Source organism: Stenotrophomonas maltophilia complex sp. Om-AH-Sm3 (assembly GCF_059337855.1).
Genome location: NZ_JBYBLQ010000007.1, coordinates 15967 through 31766 on the forward strand (window position 1 = coordinate 15967; position 15800 = coordinate 31766).

At 67.0% G+C, this 15800-nt stretch carries 12 protein-coding genes and 2 pseudogenes; 5 read left to right on the forward strand and 9 right to left on the reverse strand.

Annotated features, from left to right (window positions below; translation table 11 throughout):
- Positions 1-51: 51 nt before the first annotated feature.
- Entirely contained in the window at positions 52-558 is a 507-nt protein-coding gene (locus AC10QF_RS10360; RefSeq protein ID WP_134971396.1) for a DUF2867 domain-containing protein, read from the reverse strand.
- Positions 555-1217: a serine/threonine-protein kinase gene (locus tag AC10QF_RS10365; RefSeq protein ID WP_049413709.1), complete on the reverse strand. Its 663-nt coding sequence runs from the start codon at positions 1215-1217 to the stop codon at positions 555-557. The genes AC10QF_RS10360 and AC10QF_RS10365 overlap by 4 nt, the downstream gene beginning before the upstream one ends.
- Before the next feature lie 85 nt (positions 1218-1302).
- Between AC10QF_RS10365 and AC10QF_RS10370 the strand changes: the two genes are divergently transcribed.
- A complete protein-coding gene (locus AC10QF_RS10370) occupies positions 1303-3297 on the forward strand; it encodes a bifunctional DedA family/phosphatase PAP2 family protein (RefSeq protein ID WP_065185341.1) in 1995 nt (664 codons plus the stop codon).
- A gap of 128 nt (positions 3298-3425) precedes the next feature.
- On the opposite strand, the gene AC10QF_RS10375 is transcribed toward AC10QF_RS10370, so the two are convergent.
- The 3 genes from AC10QF_RS10375 to AC10QF_RS10385 all read right to left on the reverse strand — a co-directional run bounded on the left by AC10QF_RS10375 (position 3426) and on the right by AC10QF_RS10385 (position 6257).
- Positions 3426-4004: an LON peptidase substrate-binding domain-containing protein gene (locus AC10QF_RS10375; protein ID WP_005419042.1), complete on the reverse strand. Its 579-nt coding sequence runs from the start codon at positions 4002-4004 to the stop codon at positions 3426-3428.
- A complete protein-coding gene (mpl, locus tag AC10QF_RS10380) occupies positions 4001-5365 on the reverse strand; it encodes a UDP-N-acetylmuramate:L-alanyl-gamma-D-glutamyl-meso-diaminopimelate ligase (RefSeq protein ID WP_494542141.1) in 1365 nt (454 codons plus the stop codon). Before mpl ends, AC10QF_RS10375 begins: the two co-directional genes overlap by 4 nt.
- A 328-nt stretch (positions 5366-5693) precedes the next feature.
- Positions 5694-6257, reverse strand: coding sequence for an adenylate kinase (locus tag AC10QF_RS10385; protein ID WP_005419045.1), 564 nt, complete (start codon positions 6255-6257; stop codon positions 5694-5696).
- A gap of 136 nt (positions 6258-6393) precedes the next feature.
- On the opposite strand from AC10QF_RS10385, the gene AC10QF_RS10390 reads away from it, so the two are divergent.
- Both AC10QF_RS10390 and AC10QF_RS10395 read left to right on the forward strand, forming a co-directional pair.
- On the forward strand, positions 6394-7650 hold the full coding sequence (locus tag AC10QF_RS10390) for a 6-phosphofructokinase (protein WP_005419049.1): 1257 nt from the start codon (positions 6394-6396) through the stop codon (positions 7648-7650).
- A gap of 117 nt (positions 7651-7767) precedes the next feature.
- Entirely contained in the window at positions 7768-8157 is a 390-nt protein-coding gene (locus AC10QF_RS10395) for a DUF488 domain-containing protein (RefSeq protein ID WP_005419050.1), read from the forward strand.
- Between the two features lie 52 nt (positions 8158-8209).
- Here AC10QF_RS10395 and AC10QF_RS10400 read toward each other — a convergent pair whose 3' ends face one another.
- Positions 8210-8713 carry a hypothetical protein gene (locus AC10QF_RS10400; protein WP_061480501.1) on the reverse strand — a complete coding sequence of 168 codons (504 nt, stop codon included), beginning with the start codon at positions 8711-8713 and terminating at the stop codon, positions 8210-8212.
- Positions 8714-9021: 308 nt separating this feature from the next.
- Between AC10QF_RS10400 and AC10QF_RS10405 the strand changes: the two genes are divergently transcribed.
- Positions 9022-11049 (forward strand): sodium-translocating pyrophosphatase, encoded by a 2028-nt coding sequence (locus AC10QF_RS10405; protein ID WP_494542142.1) that lies wholly within the window; start codon positions 9022-9024, stop codon positions 11047-11049.
- 119 nt (positions 11050-11168) lie between these two features.
- Here AC10QF_RS10405 and AC10QF_RS10410 read toward each other — a convergent pair.
- Together AC10QF_RS10410 and AC10QF_RS10415 are read right to left on the reverse strand one after the other, a co-directional pair.
- Positions 11169-11611, reverse strand: a pseudogene (locus AC10QF_RS10410) (YbaN family protein).
- 31 nt (positions 11612-11642) lie between these two features.
- Complete coding sequence (locus tag AC10QF_RS10415) at positions 11643-12230, reverse strand: biliverdin-producing heme oxygenase (protein WP_262222003.1); 588 nt, start codon at positions 12228-12230, stop codon at positions 11643-11645.
- A gap of 107 nt (positions 12231-12337) precedes the next feature.
- Between AC10QF_RS10415 and AC10QF_RS10420 the strand changes: the two genes are divergently transcribed.
- A complete protein-coding gene (locus AC10QF_RS10420; RefSeq protein WP_164093374.1) occupies positions 12338-12595 on the forward strand; it encodes a DUF2789 domain-containing protein in 258 nt (85 codons plus the stop codon).
- Positions 12596-12693: 98 nt separating this feature from the next.
- On the opposite strand, the pseudogene AC10QF_RS10425 reads toward AC10QF_RS10420, so the two are convergent.
- Positions 12694-15611, reverse strand: a pseudogene (locus tag AC10QF_RS10425) (TonB-dependent receptor).
- Positions 15612-15800 lie beyond the last annotated feature (189 nt).

The following is a 15800-nucleotide window of genomic DNA, read 5'->3' on the forward strand; positions in this document are numbered from 1 at the left end:
GCCGGCACTACATCAAGGCCGTCAGCGGGCGCATCCACGCATCGCGTGGATCTACCGGTACGCCTGCGCCTGCTTCCTCAGCAGATGCGGCACGATCAGCTGATGCACGGGTGCAACCGGCAGCATGTACATGCGCCCGAACGCGTTGTGCGTATGCACCACGGTCGCCACTTCCAGCACGTCACCCTGCCATTGCAGGGCCAGCTGCACACGCAGGTGGCGGTCGTCGTCTTCCAGCACGATGGCATCGTCACTGAGCGACTGCAGGGTGAAGATGCCCAGTCGCTGCCCGGGTTGAGGATCCGCAACATCCTGCACCGCGCGCAACGAGCCCAGGTGCTTCATGCCGAGCAGGCGCATGCCGCGATTGCGCAGCGCCATCAGCCCATCGAACCAGCCGGGAATGGTCGCGGCCATATCGCGATAGGCCTGCAAGGCCGAGCGCCCATCACGATGGGTTGTTGCTTGGCAGGCGTGCACGAAGTCGGCACCGGCCAGCTGTGGGCGCAGGACGCTGCCCGCACTCGGTGGGCCGGTCACTACCTGCAGTGGACTCACGGCTTGGGCCCCTGCCCCTCGTTGTCTTCCCAATGCAGGATGCGACGGGTAACGAAGCGGTAGACCGGCTTGCCCGTGGCGAACCACAGTTCGCGCACCCACGAGGTGCGCTTGAGCACGCGCTTTTCCACTGGGGTGAGCGACTCACGGCAGTACATGCGCTTGTGCTTGAGCAGGTGGCGCAGGTCCTCGCGGGCCAGCAGGCGCATCCAGCGCGAGCGCGGGTTGCCGATCACTGCCAGCTGGAAGTCGATCAATGCCGGGCGGCCGTCTTCGGTCACCAGCCAGTTGGCTTCCTTGGCCAGGTCGTTGTGGGCCACGCCGCGCCGATGCAGCTGCTGCAGCAGCCGACGCGCGGCGCGGAACCAGGCCAGGTCGCCACGCGGTGGGCGCTGGTACATGGCGTCGCCGGCCATGAAACTGCGGTCGAGATGATGCCCATTCCACGCCAGCAGCTGCGGCACGTCGGCCATGCCATGGATATGGCGCAGCGCGCGCGCTTCGCGGCGGGCCAGCCACCAGGCCGGCAGGCGCAACCACAGCGGCGTGGCGCCCAGGTCACGGCGTACGAAGGGGCCGGCAGGCCCTTCCACACGGAGGATGCGACCGAAGCTGTCGGCCTTCAAAGCATGTGGTGGCGTGTCTGGCGTATGCGGCATGGGCCCATTCTAGGCGATGGCGCCGGTTGCAAACGGTCACCAAGCGGCTGGGAACCAGTCACCTTCACGCCCCTATAATCGGGCAATGGACTCTTCATGGATCGACGCCACGCTTGCGTGGATTGCCGCTCACCCCGTGCTGGCGGGTGCCGTTATCTTCCTCATCGCCTTCTGCGATGCGGTGATCATTCTCGGCGCCATCGTGCCGGCGCTGCCGCTGCTGTTTGCGGTGGGCGTGTTCATCGGCCTGGGCCAGATCTCCGGACCGTACGCGGTGGCGGCGGCCGCACTGGGCGCATTCGCCGGCGATGGCATCAGTTACTGGATCGGGCGCCGCTGGGGCGACCGCCTGCGTGGCGTGTGGCCGTTCAGCCGTTACCCGCAGCTGCTCGACCGCGGCGAAAACCTGTTCCGCCGCAACGCGTTCAAGAGCATTCTGGTGGCACGCTACGTCGGCGCGATCCGGCCATTCGTGCCGGCCATCGCGGGCATGATGAAGATGCCAGCCAGCCGCTATGTACAGGCCAGTGGTATCGCCAGCATTTCATGGGCGGTGCTGTTCCTGGCCCCCGGCTGGATTCTTGGCGAGGCCTATGACGCGGTGGCCGCAGTAGCCGGTCGGCTGGTGGTGGTGGTCGGCCTGCTGGCGGTGATCCTTGGCCTGGTCTGGGCCATCGTGCTGTACGGCTACCGCTGGTCGGCCGCGCGCATGGACAACTGGCTGGCACGCCTGCTCGACTGGTCCAACCGCCATCCGACGCTGGGCCGCTACACCGTCGGCGTGCTGGATCCGAAGCGGCGCGAGTCGGTGCCGCTGGCGATGCTGGCGCTGATGCTGCTGGTGCTGGGCTGGGGCTGGTTCGCGCTGCTGACCGTGGTGGTCGCGCATGGCGAGCCACTGGCGATCGACCTGCTGGTACACCAGGCAATGCTGGCCCTGCGCAACCCGCTGGCCGATTACCCGATGGCCGCGCTGGCGTCGCTGGGCGCCTGGCAGGTGCTGCTGCCGGCCACTGCGGCGGCGATGGGCTACCTGGTCTGGCGCCGGCGCTGGATGGCGGCCGCGCACTGGCTGGCCGCGCTGGCTTTCGGCCTGGCGCTGACCATGCTGCTCGGCGCTACCGTCGATGTTGTGCGCCCGGTCGACGCCAGCAGCGGCTTCGGCTTCCCGTCGGTGTCGGTGACGATGGCCACCATCACCTTCGGCTTCTTCGCGGTGCTGATCGCCCGCGAGATGCCCGGCCGTACCCGCGTCTGGCCGTACCTGGTGTCGGGCATCGTGGTCAGCCTGATCGGTTTCTCGCGCCTGTACCTGGGCGCGCATTGGCTGAGCGATGTGATCGGCGGCATGCTGTTCGGCACGTTCTGGCTGCTGGTGCTGGGCATCGCCTACCGCCGCCGCTTCAACCGCTCGTTCTGGGTGAAGCCGGTGGCATGGCTGTTCTACGGCGTCTTCGCCGTCGCCGCGATGTGGTACGCACCGCGCAACATCCCGGTGAAGCTGGAACGCTTCGAGCCGACCTTGCCGGCCCCGCAGGCAATGGACACGCAGGCCTGGTGGCAGCACGACTGGGCGACACTGCCGGCGCGCCGCAACGAGTTCGATGACGACCAGCGCTGGCCGCTGGACGTACAGGTGGCCGGTCCGCTGGCACCGCTGCAGGCGCAACTGGAAGCGCGCGGCTGGAAGCGGCAGGAGCAGGCCGGCTGGCAGCAGGCGCTGCTGATGCTGGACAAGAACACTGGCGCCGATGAACTGCCGGTGCTGCCGGCGACGCTGGAAACCCGCGTGGAAGCGCTGTTGATGGTACGCCCGGGTACACACCGTGATGAGCGCTACGTACTGCGCCTGTGGCCGGCCCCTGCGCAGTTGCAGCCGGGCAACACGCCGCTGTGGCTGGGCAGTGCACAGACCCTGCGCTACGAACGCCATTTCGAGTGGATCGGCATGTGGCACCCGCTGCGTGGCGTCGACCCGGCATTGAATGCCGTAAAGGACGCCGTGCAGGACCTGCCGCAGCGCGAGGACGTGCACAGCGAAACCGGGTTGCCGGTGCTGCGGTTGAAGACCACGCCGTGATCGAGCCGGTGCTTCTCTGGTAGTCGCCAACCTTGGTTGGCGCTTCGGGTGAAGGCTGCCAACCAAGGTTGGCATCTACCGGTTCCGCTGCGCTCTGGTAGTGGCCAACCTTGGTTGGCTTTTACCGGCTACGGCATCCAGCCCAGCAGCTGCTGCAATCGCTGGTGCGGATCGTCCATCTGCAGCAGCTGAAGGCGCTGCTGCTCGCTCAGCGGCAGCAGCTCGGCCAGCCGCCAGCCGACCCAGCTGGCCTGGTCCAGCAGCGCCGGATTGGCCGGCGCATAGGCCTCGCCGGCCTGCTCGATGATGTGCCCCAGCACCGTGGCCAGCAGTGCATGCTGCGGCCGCAGTTCGTCATCGGGGTCTTCCTCGCACCAGCGCACATCAGCCACCACCAGGCCGTTGTCGCGCACGCGGGTGCGCTCGACATGGAAGCGACGGGTACCGCGCAGGCGCAGCTGCAGCACGCCGTCGGCGCCGACATCGAAGTCTTCGATGCGTACCTGCACGCCAAAGGCGGCCGGTGTCGCCGGTGCGCCGACCTCCTCGCCCTCGAGGATCAGGCAGACGCCAAATCCCTCACCACTGCGGCCGCTGTCGCGGACCAGGTCCAGATAGCGCCGCTCGAACACGCGCAGGCCTACCGCTGCACCCGGTACCAGCGCGGTGTGCAGCGGGAACAGCGGCAGCGAGCCGTCGCCGCTCATCGGGCCTGCAGCGCGGAGAGGAAGCGGCGCGGGGCACCGTCGAAGCCACCGTTGGACATGAATACCACGTGGTCGCCGCTGCGCGCGCTGGCCTGCAGCTGCGCCAGCAATGCGTCGGTATCGGGCACCGCGTGGGCTTCGCCACGCACCGCGGCGATCACCGCCGCAGCATCCCAGGCCAGTTCCGGGCGATGCAGGAACACCACTTCATCGGCCAGCGCCAGCGAGGGAGCCAGCGCCTGCGCATGTGCGCCCAGCCGCATCGAGTTGCTGCGCGGCTCCATCGCGACCACGATGCGCGCATCACCCACCTTGGAACGCAGGCCCTCCAGCGTGGTGGCGATCGCAGTCGGATGGTGGGCGAAATCGTCGTAGACGGTGATGCCGTCATGGCTGCCGATCACTTCCATGCGGCGCTTGACGCTGCGGAAGCGTGCCAGCGCCGGAATAACCTGGGCGGGTGCCACGCCCACTGCATGCGCGGCGGCCAGCGCGGCCAATCCATTGAGCACGTTGTGGCGGCCCAGCAGCGACCACTGCACATCACCCAGCGCCTGCCCACGATGGTGCACGCGGAAGGCGCTGCCATCAGCGGCCAGCAGCTCGGCATGCCATTCCAGCGACGGATCGAATCCAAATCGCTCGACCGGGGTCCAGCAGCCCATCGCCAGCACTTCGGCAAGGTACTGATCCTCGCCGTTGACGATCAGCCGCCCACGTGCGGGTACGGTACGCACCAGATGGTGGAACTGGCGCTGGATCGCGGCCACGTCCGGGAAGATGTCGGCGTGGTCGTACTCAAGATTGTTGAGGATGGCCACCAGCGGCCGGTAGTGCACGAACTTGCTGCGCTTGTCGAAGAAGGCCGTGTCGTACTCATCGGCTTCGACCACGAACTCGCGCCCCTGGCCCAGGCGGGCGGAGACACCGAAATCCTCGGCGACACCGCCGATCAGGAAGCCCGGCGAGCGCCCTGCACTTTCCAGCAGCCAGGTGAGGATGGTGGTGGTGGTGGTCTTGCCGTGGGTACCGGCCACGGCAAGCGTGTCGCGGCCCGGCAGCACCTGCTCGGACAGCCACTGCGCGCCGGAGATATAGCGCTGGCCGGCATCGAGCACGGCTTCCACGGCGGCATTGCCGCGCGACAGCGCGTTGCCGATCACCACCTCGTCGGTACCGGCCGGCACGCTGTCGGCACGGTAGCCCTGGTCCAGTGTGATGCCCAGCTGTTCGAGCTGGGTCGACATCGGCGGGTAGATGGCCTGGTCGCTGCCGCTGACGGAATGCCCAAGTTCCCGCGCCAGGGCGGCCACGCCGCCCATGAAGGTGCCGGCAATTGCAAGGATATGTACGCTGCTCATGACCGAGGATTGTGACCGATGACGGCTGTATAGGGCCAATGTCCGCTATCGGGTAAGACAACCCCTACACGGGATGTGAGAAAACTCCAATCAGCTGTCAGGGAATTCCCGATAGCGATGTTCTGTGAACCCGGACACAATTCGAACTGCCAGCCGCAGTACCCGAACCGGTCCTACTCCCCAAGAGGCCATCCCCAAGGGAGCTCATGCTGCGGGGCCCTGAGCAAGCCCTTCGCTGGCGCCTATCAAACGACACAGGCCTGATCCTCGCGGACCAGGCCTGTGTTTTTTGCGCCCGAAGGACCGGACGCATGCCGGCCCCGCCGGATCAGGCCTTGATCGCTGCCAGGATGCGGGCTTCGATCTCGTCCAGCTCACCGACGCCATCGACGCGGGCCAGGGTGCCACGGCCGGCGTAGAAATCGACCACCGGGGCGGTCTGGTCGTTGTAGACCTGCAGGCGCTGGCGCACCGCTTCCGGGTTGTCATCGGCGCGGCCCTGCTCCTTGGCGCGGCCGGCGATGCGGTCCACCAACAGCTCGGTGGGCACATCCAGCTGCACCACCGCGTCCAGCGGCTGGCCGATCTTGGCCAGCAGGCCATCCATCGCATTGGCCTGGGCCACATTGCGCGGGTAGCCATCGAGGATGAAGCCCTTGGCGACATCAGCCTGGGTCAGGCGCGACTCCAGCATGCCCAGCAGGATGTCGTCCGACACCAGGTTGCCGGCATCCATCACCGTCTTGGCCTGCTTGCCCAGCTCCGTGCCGGCGGCGATTTCCGCGCGCAGCATGTCACCGGTCGAAATGTGGGCGATCCCCAGCTTTTCCTTCAGGCGCGTCGCCTGTGTCCCCTTGCCCGAACCGGGCGGTCCCAACAGAACCAATCGCATTGACCTGACTCCAACGTGTTGAAAACAAAGAAGGTTCGCGTCCCGGACGGTCCGGTATCGCTGCACCGCAATAGCGCCACTTTACCGCATCCGGGTAATGTCCCTGCAATGTCCCCTCCCCCGAGCAGGTAGAAGCATGCGCAACGGTACTCTCCTTTATGCCCAGTCCGGCGGTGTCACCGCCGTCATCAATGCCACGGCGGCAGCGGTGATCGAGCAGGCCCGGGCCAAGGGCATCAAGGTCCTGGCGGCCCGCAACGGCATCCTCGGCGCGCTGCGCGAGGAGCTGATCGACACCAGCAGGGAGAGTGCCGCCGCGATCCGCGCCCTCGCCCATACCCCGGGCGGCGCCTTCGGCTCGTGCCGGGTCAAGCTGAAATCGCTGGATGCCGACCGCGCCCGCTATGACCGCCTGCTGGAGGTGCTGCAGGCCCACGACGTGCGCTGGTTCCTCTACAACGGCGGCAACGACTCGGCCGACACCGCACTGAAGGTCTCGCAGCTGGCCAAGGCCTCCGGCTACGACCTGACCTGTATCGGCGTGCCCAAGACCATCGACAACGACCTTGCCGTTACCGATACCTGCCCCGGCTTCGGGTCAGCGGCCAAGTACACCGCGGTCTCGGTGCGCGAAGCAGCACTGGACGTGGCGGCGATGGCCGAAACGTCCACCCGTGTCTTCATCTACGAAGCGATGGGCCGCCACGCCGGCTGGCTGGCCGCCGCCGCCGGCCTGGCCGGCAACGGTGATGACGAAGCGCCGCACATCATCCTGCTGCCCGAGCGCGCCTACGACGAGGCCACGTTCCTGGCCAAGGTGAAAGCCGTGGTCGAGCGCGTCGGCTACTGCGTGGTGGTGGCGTCGGAAGGCATTGCAACCGCCGATGGCCGCTTCGTTGCCGATGCCGGCGGTGGCAAGGACTCGTTCGGTCATTCGCAGCTCGGCGGCGTGGCGGCGCACTTGGCCGGCCGGGTCAAGGATCAGCTGGGCCTGAAGGTGCACTGGGCACTGCCCGATTACCTGCAGCGCTCGGCCCGCCACCTGGCCAGCAGGACCGACTGGGAGCAGGCGCAGGCGGTGGGCAAGGCCGCGGTGCAGCTGGCACTGAAGGGCCAGAATGGCGTGATGCCGGTGATCGTGCGCAGCAGCGATGCGCCCTATCGCTGGAAGATCGAAGCGGCGCCGCTGTCGAAGATCGCCAACCACGAGAAGAAGATGCCGGCTGGTTTCATCCGCCGCGATGGCTTCGGCATCACGGCCAGGGCGCGCGCCTACCTGTCACCATTGATCAAGGGCGAAGCACCGCTTCCCTATGGCACCGATGGCCTGCCGAAGTACGTCACCCTGAAGAACGTAGCGGTGAAGCAGAAACTGCCGGCCTTCGAAGGCTGACCTGAAAAAGGGGACGGAGGGGATTAAGTCGCACACGCCCCTCTGTCATCTCCAACAGCATCAGCAGTGGATCGGATACGACTTAATCCCCTCCGTCCCCTTTTCATGGAGATCATCATGGCACTGCGTGTTGTCCGACTCGGTACGCCGCGCCAACCCGGCGAGGGACTGCGCATCGGCACGGTGCGGCGGCCGCCGCGCGGCGTGCCGCGCAGCGAGTTCGCCCGACAGGACTGGTACGACGTCTGGTTTCCGACCCTGTCACCCAGCGCGGAGCTGGTGAAGCGGGCACATGAGGCAACGACGGCGGCCGATTGGACCGCCTTCTTCCGCCATTACAAGGCCGAGATGAAGGCGCCCGATGCCGCCCACGCGCTGGACCTTCTGGCCGCGATGTCGCAACACAGCGACATCAGCGTGGGCTGCTACTGCGAGGATGAAGCGCACTGCCACCGCAGGGCATTGCGCGAGCTGCTGGTGGCGCGCGGGGCAATGCTGGCGGATTGATCAGCCGGATGTCGGCCGTGGATGACGGCACGGGTGCACCACCCACGCGACTTCAATTGCAGGCCTTGCCTTCCATCTGCAGCTGCGCGGCGAACATCGTCACCTGCGGAATCTGGCCGGCGGCGGCCTGCTTCTTCGCCTCCTCCAGATAAATGCGCGATTGGCCCTGCCCGTCCAGCTCGACCTTGTGGCTCGACGGCAGGCGCCACACCCGCACCACCGCCTGCTGCGCCGGGCACGCGGCGTTGGGCACGCGGATCACATCATTGAGCTTCCAGCCCTTGTCGGCACTCGGCTGCGCCTTGGTGTAATCGACGAAGCGCGCGCGTGGCTGGCATTGCTCGCTGGTCCGGACGGCGGAGAAGCGATATGGCGCGGCGGCATCACCGGTGAACGCACCTTCCAGCCGCGCGCAGGCCTCGGGGATCTGCCGCAGCGTATGCACCGCGCCCACCGCCTGCGGCGCACCGACCGCACGCTGCAGTTCCGGCGTTTCCGCAGCGAAGGCCGGTGCGGCCGGGACCAGGGCGGCAAGCATCAACAGGGACAGGCGCATGGGGAATCTCCTACGGGGCTGTGCGCAGGCTTGCAGAGGCTGCCTTAACGGGGTGCAAAGGCCGTTGGCTCGCCAATCATGCCCAGGGCCCGACGGCATGCGCCGCGGCTCCCAGGAGCCGGTCAAGCATGGCTCGACTCTACAAGTGGCGGCACGCATACTGCGGGCACCAGGGAATGCTGAACACCGCCATACGTCGGACGACCGCCAAGGTCGGTACGGGTTGGTTCCAGGCTGCAGCCCGTCGTCCCCCTCGTGGTGCCGTTCATCGCCACTGGATGCCTACATCCATTCTGCGGAGGGGTCTAATGCTGGAACGTCACGGGCTGTCACTGGCGCTGGGCTGCGCCATTCTCGCGATCCTGTTCGGAATCGTCTCGGCGCGCTGGATCCTGCGCCAACCCACCGGCAATGCGCGCATGATCGCGATCGCCACCGCGATCCAGGAAGGTGCGCGTGCCTATCTCAACCGCCAGTACCTGACCATCGGCATCGCCGGCGTGGTGCTGTTCGTGCTGGTCGGCATCTTCCTCAGCTGGTACACCGCGATTGGTTTTGCAGTCGGCGCGGTGCTGTCCGGCGCCGCCGGCTACATCGGCATGAACGTGTCGGTACGCGCCAACGTGCGTACCGCAGAGGCGGCGCGCAACGGCATCAGCGCGGCGATGGACGTCGCCTTCCGCGGCGGCGCGATCACCGGCATGCTGGTGGTCGGGCTGGGCCTGCTGGGCGTGGCCGGCTACTACGCACTGCTGTTGCAGATGGGCCTGCCGATGGAACAGGCGCTGCACGCGCTGGTCGGCCTGGCCTTCGGCTCCTCGCTGATCTCGATCTTCGCGCGCCTGGGCGGCGGCATCTTCACCAAGGGCGCCGACGTGGGTGCCGACCTGGTCGGCAAGGTCGAAGCCGGCATTCCCGAGGACGATCCGCGCAACCCGGCGGTGATCGCCGACAACGTCGGTGACAACGTCGGCGACTGCGCCGGCATGGCGGCCGACCTGTTCGAGACCTACGCGGTGACCGTGATCGCCACCATGCTGCTGGGCAGCCTGATGCTGGCCGAAGCCGGTGCCAATGCCGTGCTGTATCCGCTGGTACTGGGCGGCGTGTCGATCATCGCTTCGATCATCGGCGCGCTGTTCGTCAAGGTGAAGCCAGGCGGCTCGATCATGGGCGCGCTGTACAAGGGCGTGATCGTTTCCGGCGTGCTGGCCGCCATCGCCTTCTACCCGATCACCACCGGACTGATGTCCGACAACGTACATGGACCGATGCCACTGTACGGCTGCGCGTTGATCGGCCTGGTCCTGACCGGGCTGATCGTGTGGATCACCGAGTACTACACCGGCACCCAGTACAAGCCGGTGCAACACGTGGCGCAGGCCTCGACCACCGGGCACGGCACCAACATCATCGCCGGCCTCGGCATCTCGATGAAGTCCACTGCACTGCCGGTGGTGGCGGTGTGTGCTGCGATCTGGGGTGCGTTCGCGCTGGGTGGCCTGTATGGCATCGCCATCGCCGCCACCGCGATGCTGTCGATGGCTGGCATGATCGTCGCGCTCGATGCCTACGGACCGATCACCGACAACGCCGGCGGCATCGCCGAAATGGCCGAGCTGCCCTCGGAGATCCGCGACATCACCGATCCGCTGGATGCGGTGGGCAATACCACCAAGGCAGTGACCAAGGGCTATGCGATCGGCTCGGCTGCACTGGCCGCACTGGTGCTGTTCGCCGACTACACCCACAACCTGCAGGCCGCCAACCCCGGCCAGGAATTCCGCTTCGACCTCAGCGACCACACGGTGATCATCGGCCTGCTGATCGGGGGCCTGATTCCCTACCTGTTCGGTGCGATGGCGATGGAAGCGGTCGGTCGTGCGGCGGGGGCAGTGGTGGAAGAGGTGCGGCGCCAGTTCCGCGAGATCCCCGGCATCATGCAGGGCACCGGCAAGCCGCAGTACGACAAGGCGGTGGACATGCTGACCCGCTCGGCGATCCGCGAAATGATCGTGCCCTCGCTGTTGCCGGTCGCCGTGCCGGTGGTGGTCGGCCTGCTGCTGGGGCCGCGCGCACTGGGCGGCCTGCTGATCGGCACGATCGTCACCGGCCTGTTCGTGGCCATCTCGATGACCACCGGCGGCGGCGCCTGGGACAACGCCAAGAAATACATCGAGGATGGCCACTTCGGTGGCAAGGGCAGCGAAGCGCACAAGGCTGCGGTGACCGGCGATACCGTCGGTGACCCGTACAAGGACACCGCCGGCCCGGCAATCAATCCGCTGATCAAGATCATCAACATCGTGGCGCTGCTGCTGGTGCCGCTGCTGTAGATCCACGCGACGCGTGGATGGCAGGCTCGACGGGGTCAGAACCCTTTCCTGCGGAAAGGGATCCGACCCCGATGGAGATCACCGCCCGCGCAGGAAGAACCACACGGGCACCATGACGTTCACCGGGCCGCCGGCCACCTCGGGCGGCGGCGGGCCGCGCGAGGATCGTTGGCGTCGTCCACTTCCACGACCGGATTGGACTCCAGCCGCGGTGCGGGTCGGCTCAGCACGTAACCGGCGCTGGCGGCAAAGAACAGGCCCACGCCGAGCAACAGGCGCCACGACGGATGCGCGCCCCAGCAGAACAGGGCAAAGCCCGCCGCCATGCCTGCGCTGGCAAACGCCTTGCCCTTGCCCGACACGGCGCCTGCTCGCGCCACAGCCGCAGCGACGGGCCGTAGCGTGGATGCGCCAGCAGGCGCTGCTCGAACGTCGGCGAGCTGCGCGCGAAGCAGCCCACCGCGAGGATCAGGAAGATGGTGGTCGGCATGACTGGCAGCAATGCGCCGATCACCCCGAGGCCGACCATCAGCCAGCCCAGCGCGAACCAGAGCCAGCGCATCAGCGCTGCACCTGCGGGCGCGCGCCGCGCATCAGGCGAATTCCACTTCGACGTGGCGGTACACGCTGCGGAACGCAGCGTCGGCTGCATCGATCACCTGCTGGTCCTGCTCGGCACTCAGCGGCACCGCGTCCAGCACAGCGGTGAACTCGCGCCAGTGGCGCGCTGTGCCATCGGGATGGGCGGCCAGGTGGCGGGCGCCGAAATCACGGTGCAGGCCGAGCCTGGCCGCCATCTTGTACAGAAGGGTGCCACCGAGATTGGAGCCTTCGGCCACGTACAGCCAACCCAACGCAGTCGGCAGCGCGAGGTCCGAGGGCAGCGCGTCGATGTCCGCGCCAGGCAGGGCCTGCTCCAGGTCCTGCAGGTCGCGTGCGACCTGTGTCAGGCGCCGGCGCTCTCCAAGATCGGGCAGCAATGCGCCCAGGGCAGGGTTGGCATACAGCGCATCGATGCTGCGGTGGAAGCGATACTGCACGCGCAGGAAACGGGCGAAGTTGCTGCGGTCGGCGAAGATGTCACCGGCCATGATGCGCTTGTCCAGCGCACCGTGGCTGTCGCGGGTGGCGGCCTTGAGCCGCAGGCTGCGGCTGTCTTCGGGAGCGATGTGTGCGTTCATGGGGGAATGCCAGGGGGGTCGTCCTGCTGTAGACGTCTGCCACGGGGCTTTCCCCAAGGCCGTCTACACCGATAATGGGCCATCCCCTTGTCCATCCGGAACCGACGATGATCACCACCGAACCGCGCATGACCAACCTGTTCCTGCAGCTGGGCCTGGACGCCAGCGCCGAAGGCATCGCCCGCTTCATCCGCGAGCACCAGCTGGCCACCGACGTCGAAGTCGTCGAGGCGCCCTACTGGAACGATGCCCAGCGCCAGTTCCTGGCCGAGTCGCTGCAGGCCGATGCGGCATGGACCACCGTGGTGGATGAGCTGAACGAGTCGCTGCACGAAGATGCGGTGAAGGCTTCGAGTGGGCTGTAAGTGCCTGGCGGAAGGCACCGGGCATGGCCCGGCGCTACCGTTGTCTTTCCCGCTGGGGTCAGAGCCCTTTCCGCAGGAAAGGGATCCGACCCCGCAGATCAGTACTTCCAGGTCAACGCCAACCGCGCGGTGCGGCCCGGTGCCGGCATCACGCCCAGGGCCAGCGGGTCCAGGTAGTAACGGTCGGTCAGGTTGTCGACGCCGGCTTCCACCGACAGCTGGTCGTTGAAGCTCCAGCTGGCGAACAGGTCGACCAAGGTGTTCGGCCGGTACAGCTGCTGGATCGCCGACAGGCCCACGTTCCAGTCCTTGTCCAACTTGCTGATCGGGCCAGCGTTGTGGACCATGCGGGTGCCGAAGGTCAGGCGCTCGTCGAACAGGCGCGAGCCCAGGATCAGGTTGACTGTGTAGCGCGGCGGGTTCTGGGTGTTGGTGTACGAGCCCTCGAAGCACCGTCCACGCAGTTGGGTGTATTGGCCAGCTCGTCGTTCCCGCGCTGCGCACCATAGGCACGACGCTCGGCGGCGATGTCCGGCGCGCAGGTCTTGGCCTTGAAATAGTAATGCGCGGACAGGTCGGCGAAGACCTTGCCGCTGTCATAGCTGGACTGGAATTCCATGCCTGAGACCTTGAACTGATCGACGTTGCGGATCAGGCCGGCCGACAGCGTGCGGTAGTCACGGGTGATCAGGTCGTCGATGCGGGTATCGAAGTACGCCAGCTTCAGCGCCAGGCGGTCGCCAGCGGTAAACAGGTCGTAGCGGAGGGTGCTGGCACCGATTTCCCAGCTGCGCGCGCGCTCCGGCTTCAGCTCACCGACCGGCTTGGCAGCGGTGAACAGGCCCAGCGTGGTCTCGAACAGGCTCGGCAGCTTGGTGCCTTCGGCGAACTTCACGTAGACCAGGGTGTCTTCGCTGAAACGGTAGGCCACGCTGGCGGTCGGCGAGAACGCGGTGTCGCGACGGCGGATCGGCTGCGACCAGCTCCAGCTGACCGGCACTTCCAGATCCTGCGGCTTGCCGGCGTCGTAGAAGTTCCAGCCGGCGATGTCGCCCACCGTACCCTTCTTGTACGGCGAGGCCAGCAGCGAGGCCTGGGTGAAGTTGCCGTTGGCATCCGGATACCAGTTCAGCAACGCGATGCGCTTGGCGCGCCACGAGGGCAGTGCCGGGTTTCCGTTGAGCAGCTCGGTGTAGCGGTACTGGCCCTGCACCTCGTAGGCATCGGGCGTGGCCAGCCGGTTGCGGTCGTGCACGTCCACCCGGTTCCAGCGGCCACCGGCCAGCAGCTCCCAGTGTTCGTCGGGCTGCCACTTCAGCGAGGCCACGGCGCTGTATTCCTTGCGCTCGGCGTTGCGCAGGAAGCGGTTGTTGACCAGGTCGTCATGCTTGATCGGGCCCGAGCTGCCCGGGGCGATGTTTTCGTCGCTGTAGGACAGGCCATAGTCGAGCGTGAACGCACCGACGCGGGTGCCGAACGTCGAGGTGTTGCTGGCATCCAGGCCGAAGCGCTTCTGCCGCAGCGGGTTCCGGTAGGCATCCTTGTAGCCGGGATCGCCACTGAAACTGGGCGCGTCGTACCACTCGGTGCGGCGATCGAAGTACCACGGCGTGATGCCGGTCAGGCTGTTGTACATCACGCTGTCGGTGTCGGTGTACGCTGCATTGACGCGCAGGTCGATCAGCTCGCTGTCCGGATCGAAGCGATAGCGCAGGGTGTAGCTGTCCATGTCGACGTGGCCCGGGTCCCACTGCGGGATACGGTCACGGTCGACGCGGATGATCTGCGAGGCCATGATCTCGCCGGCCGTGCCTTCATAGCGGCGGTAGCCGGCTTCCAGGCTCTGCGTGTCATCGATGCGCCAGGTGCCCTTGAGCAGCGCCGACTTGGAGCGCGAGGAGGTGTTGAACACTTCGGTGCGCGGCGGATTCAGCGGCGCCAGCGTGCGCCGCGTCTGCGGGAAATCATCGTAGCCATGCTTGCCGGAGAAGTAGTTGCCGTTGTCCCGGTACGCGTAGGCCGCAACCAGGTCGAAGCGGTCCCGGTGACCGGCACCGGCCACGTTGAAGAACTGGCTGCCGGTAGCGCTGCGATCACTGCGCGGCGCCGCACTGTATGACGGCAGGTTGTTGGCACTGCCATTGGCCAGGCCACCGCGCACGCGCACGCCGAAGTCGCGGCCCTCGCGCAGCACGTCACCGATCTTCAACGTCTCCATCTCGACCACGCCGCCGATGCCACCGGACGCGTTGGCCTGCAGGCTCGGGCCCTTGGTGATGGTCAGGCTGGAGATCAGGTCGGGGTCGAGGTAGGTGCGCTGTGACTGGCCCGCATAGCCGCGGTAGGTGTCCATGCTGGACTGGCCACCGTCGATGATCACCGGTACGCGGCCCTGGCCCTGGATGCCACGGATGTTGACGTCGAAGCCATTGCCGACGCGCGGATCACCGGCGGTGACACCGGCCACACCCTTGACGATGTCACCGTTGGAGGTGCCGCGGAAGCGCTCCAGATGCGCGCGGTCGAGCGTGGTGGTCGAACCCACGCTGCGATAGCTGTCGAGCAGGCGCGCTTCATCGTTGTTCGCACCGCTGTCGACGCGGTCGCCGGCCACACTCAGCGTGTCGGTGACGATCACACCGCTATCGGCCGGCACCGGCGTTGCTGCCCCCAGAGTGGCCGCATCGGCGCTGACCCGGCGCACCGCCACGCCACTGCCCTGCAGCAGGCGCTGCAACGCCTGGTCGGCCGACAGGCTGCCGCTGACCGCGTGGGAGGTTACGCCGTGTGCCAGCGATGCGGGGTACACCACCTGCACGCCGGATTGGCGCATGTAGCTGCGCAGGGCCTCATCCAGCGGTTGTGCAGGAATATCAAAGCGCAGTACGGCCGCGTGCTCGCTGCGGGCGCTCTGCGCCAGTGCGGGTGGCGTCGTACTGGCCAGCCCGGCGGCAAGCAACGCAATGCACAGACGGGACGGGCGCAGTACGCGGCCCGAGCGGTGGGAGTCGAACATGGAAGAACCTGTCAGGTAATCGGTGCCGCGAACGCGGCGTCATCCGCAACACGGGCGGACACGGCGACGTACGTGGCGACGGCGGGTACGTTCGCCGGGTAAGACGGCTGGGCGCGCGACAACCCCAAGAGCGATTTGCGGTCACGGGCGATGCCGACGTGGCGCGGGTGGGTGCCGACCGCTGGTCGG

Bases quoted from the DNA above. Each gene is read 5' to 3' on its own strand.
- mpl (WP_494542141.1), bottom strand. From the start codon at position 5,365: ATGAGCAGCGTACATATCCTTGCAATTGCCGGCACCTTCATGGGCGGC.
- AC10QF_RS10415 (WP_262222003.1), bottom strand. From the start codon at position 12,230: ATGAACGCACACATCGCTCCCGAAGACAGCCGCAGCCTGCGGCTCAAG.
- AC10QF_RS10405 (WP_494542142.1), top strand. From the start codon at position 9,022: ATGCTGGAACGTCACGGGCTGTCACTGGCGCTGGGCTGCGCCATTCTC.
- AC10QF_RS10400 (WP_061480501.1), bottom strand. From the start codon at position 8,713: ATGCGCCTGTCCCTGTTGATGCTTGCCGCCCTGGTCCCGGCCGCACCG.
- AC10QF_RS10420 (WP_164093374.1), top strand. From the start codon at position 12,338: ATGATCACCACCGAACCGCGCATGACCAACCTGTTCCTGCAGCTGGGC.
- AC10QF_RS10390 (WP_005419049.1), top strand. From the start codon at position 6,394: ATGCGCAACGGTACTCTCCTTTATGCCCAGTCCGGCGGTGTCACCGCC.
- AC10QF_RS10385 (WP_005419045.1), bottom strand. From the start codon at position 6,257: ATGCGATTGGTTCTGTTGGGACCGCCCGGTTCGGGCAAGGGGACACAG.
- AC10QF_RS10370 (WP_065185341.1), top strand. From the start codon at position 1,303: ATGGACTCTTCATGGATCGACGCCACGCTTGCGTGGATTGCCGCTCAC.
- AC10QF_RS10365 (WP_049413709.1), bottom strand. From the start codon at position 1,217: ATGCCGCATACGCCAGACACGCCACCACATGCTTTGAAGGCCGACAGC.
- AC10QF_RS10375 (WP_005419042.1), bottom strand. From the start codon at position 4,004: ATGAGCGGCGACGGCTCGCTGCCGCTGTTCCCGCTGCACACCGCGCTG.
- AC10QF_RS10395 (WP_005419050.1), top strand. From the start codon at position 7,768: ATGGCACTGCGTGTTGTCCGACTCGGTACGCCGCGCCAACCCGGCGAG.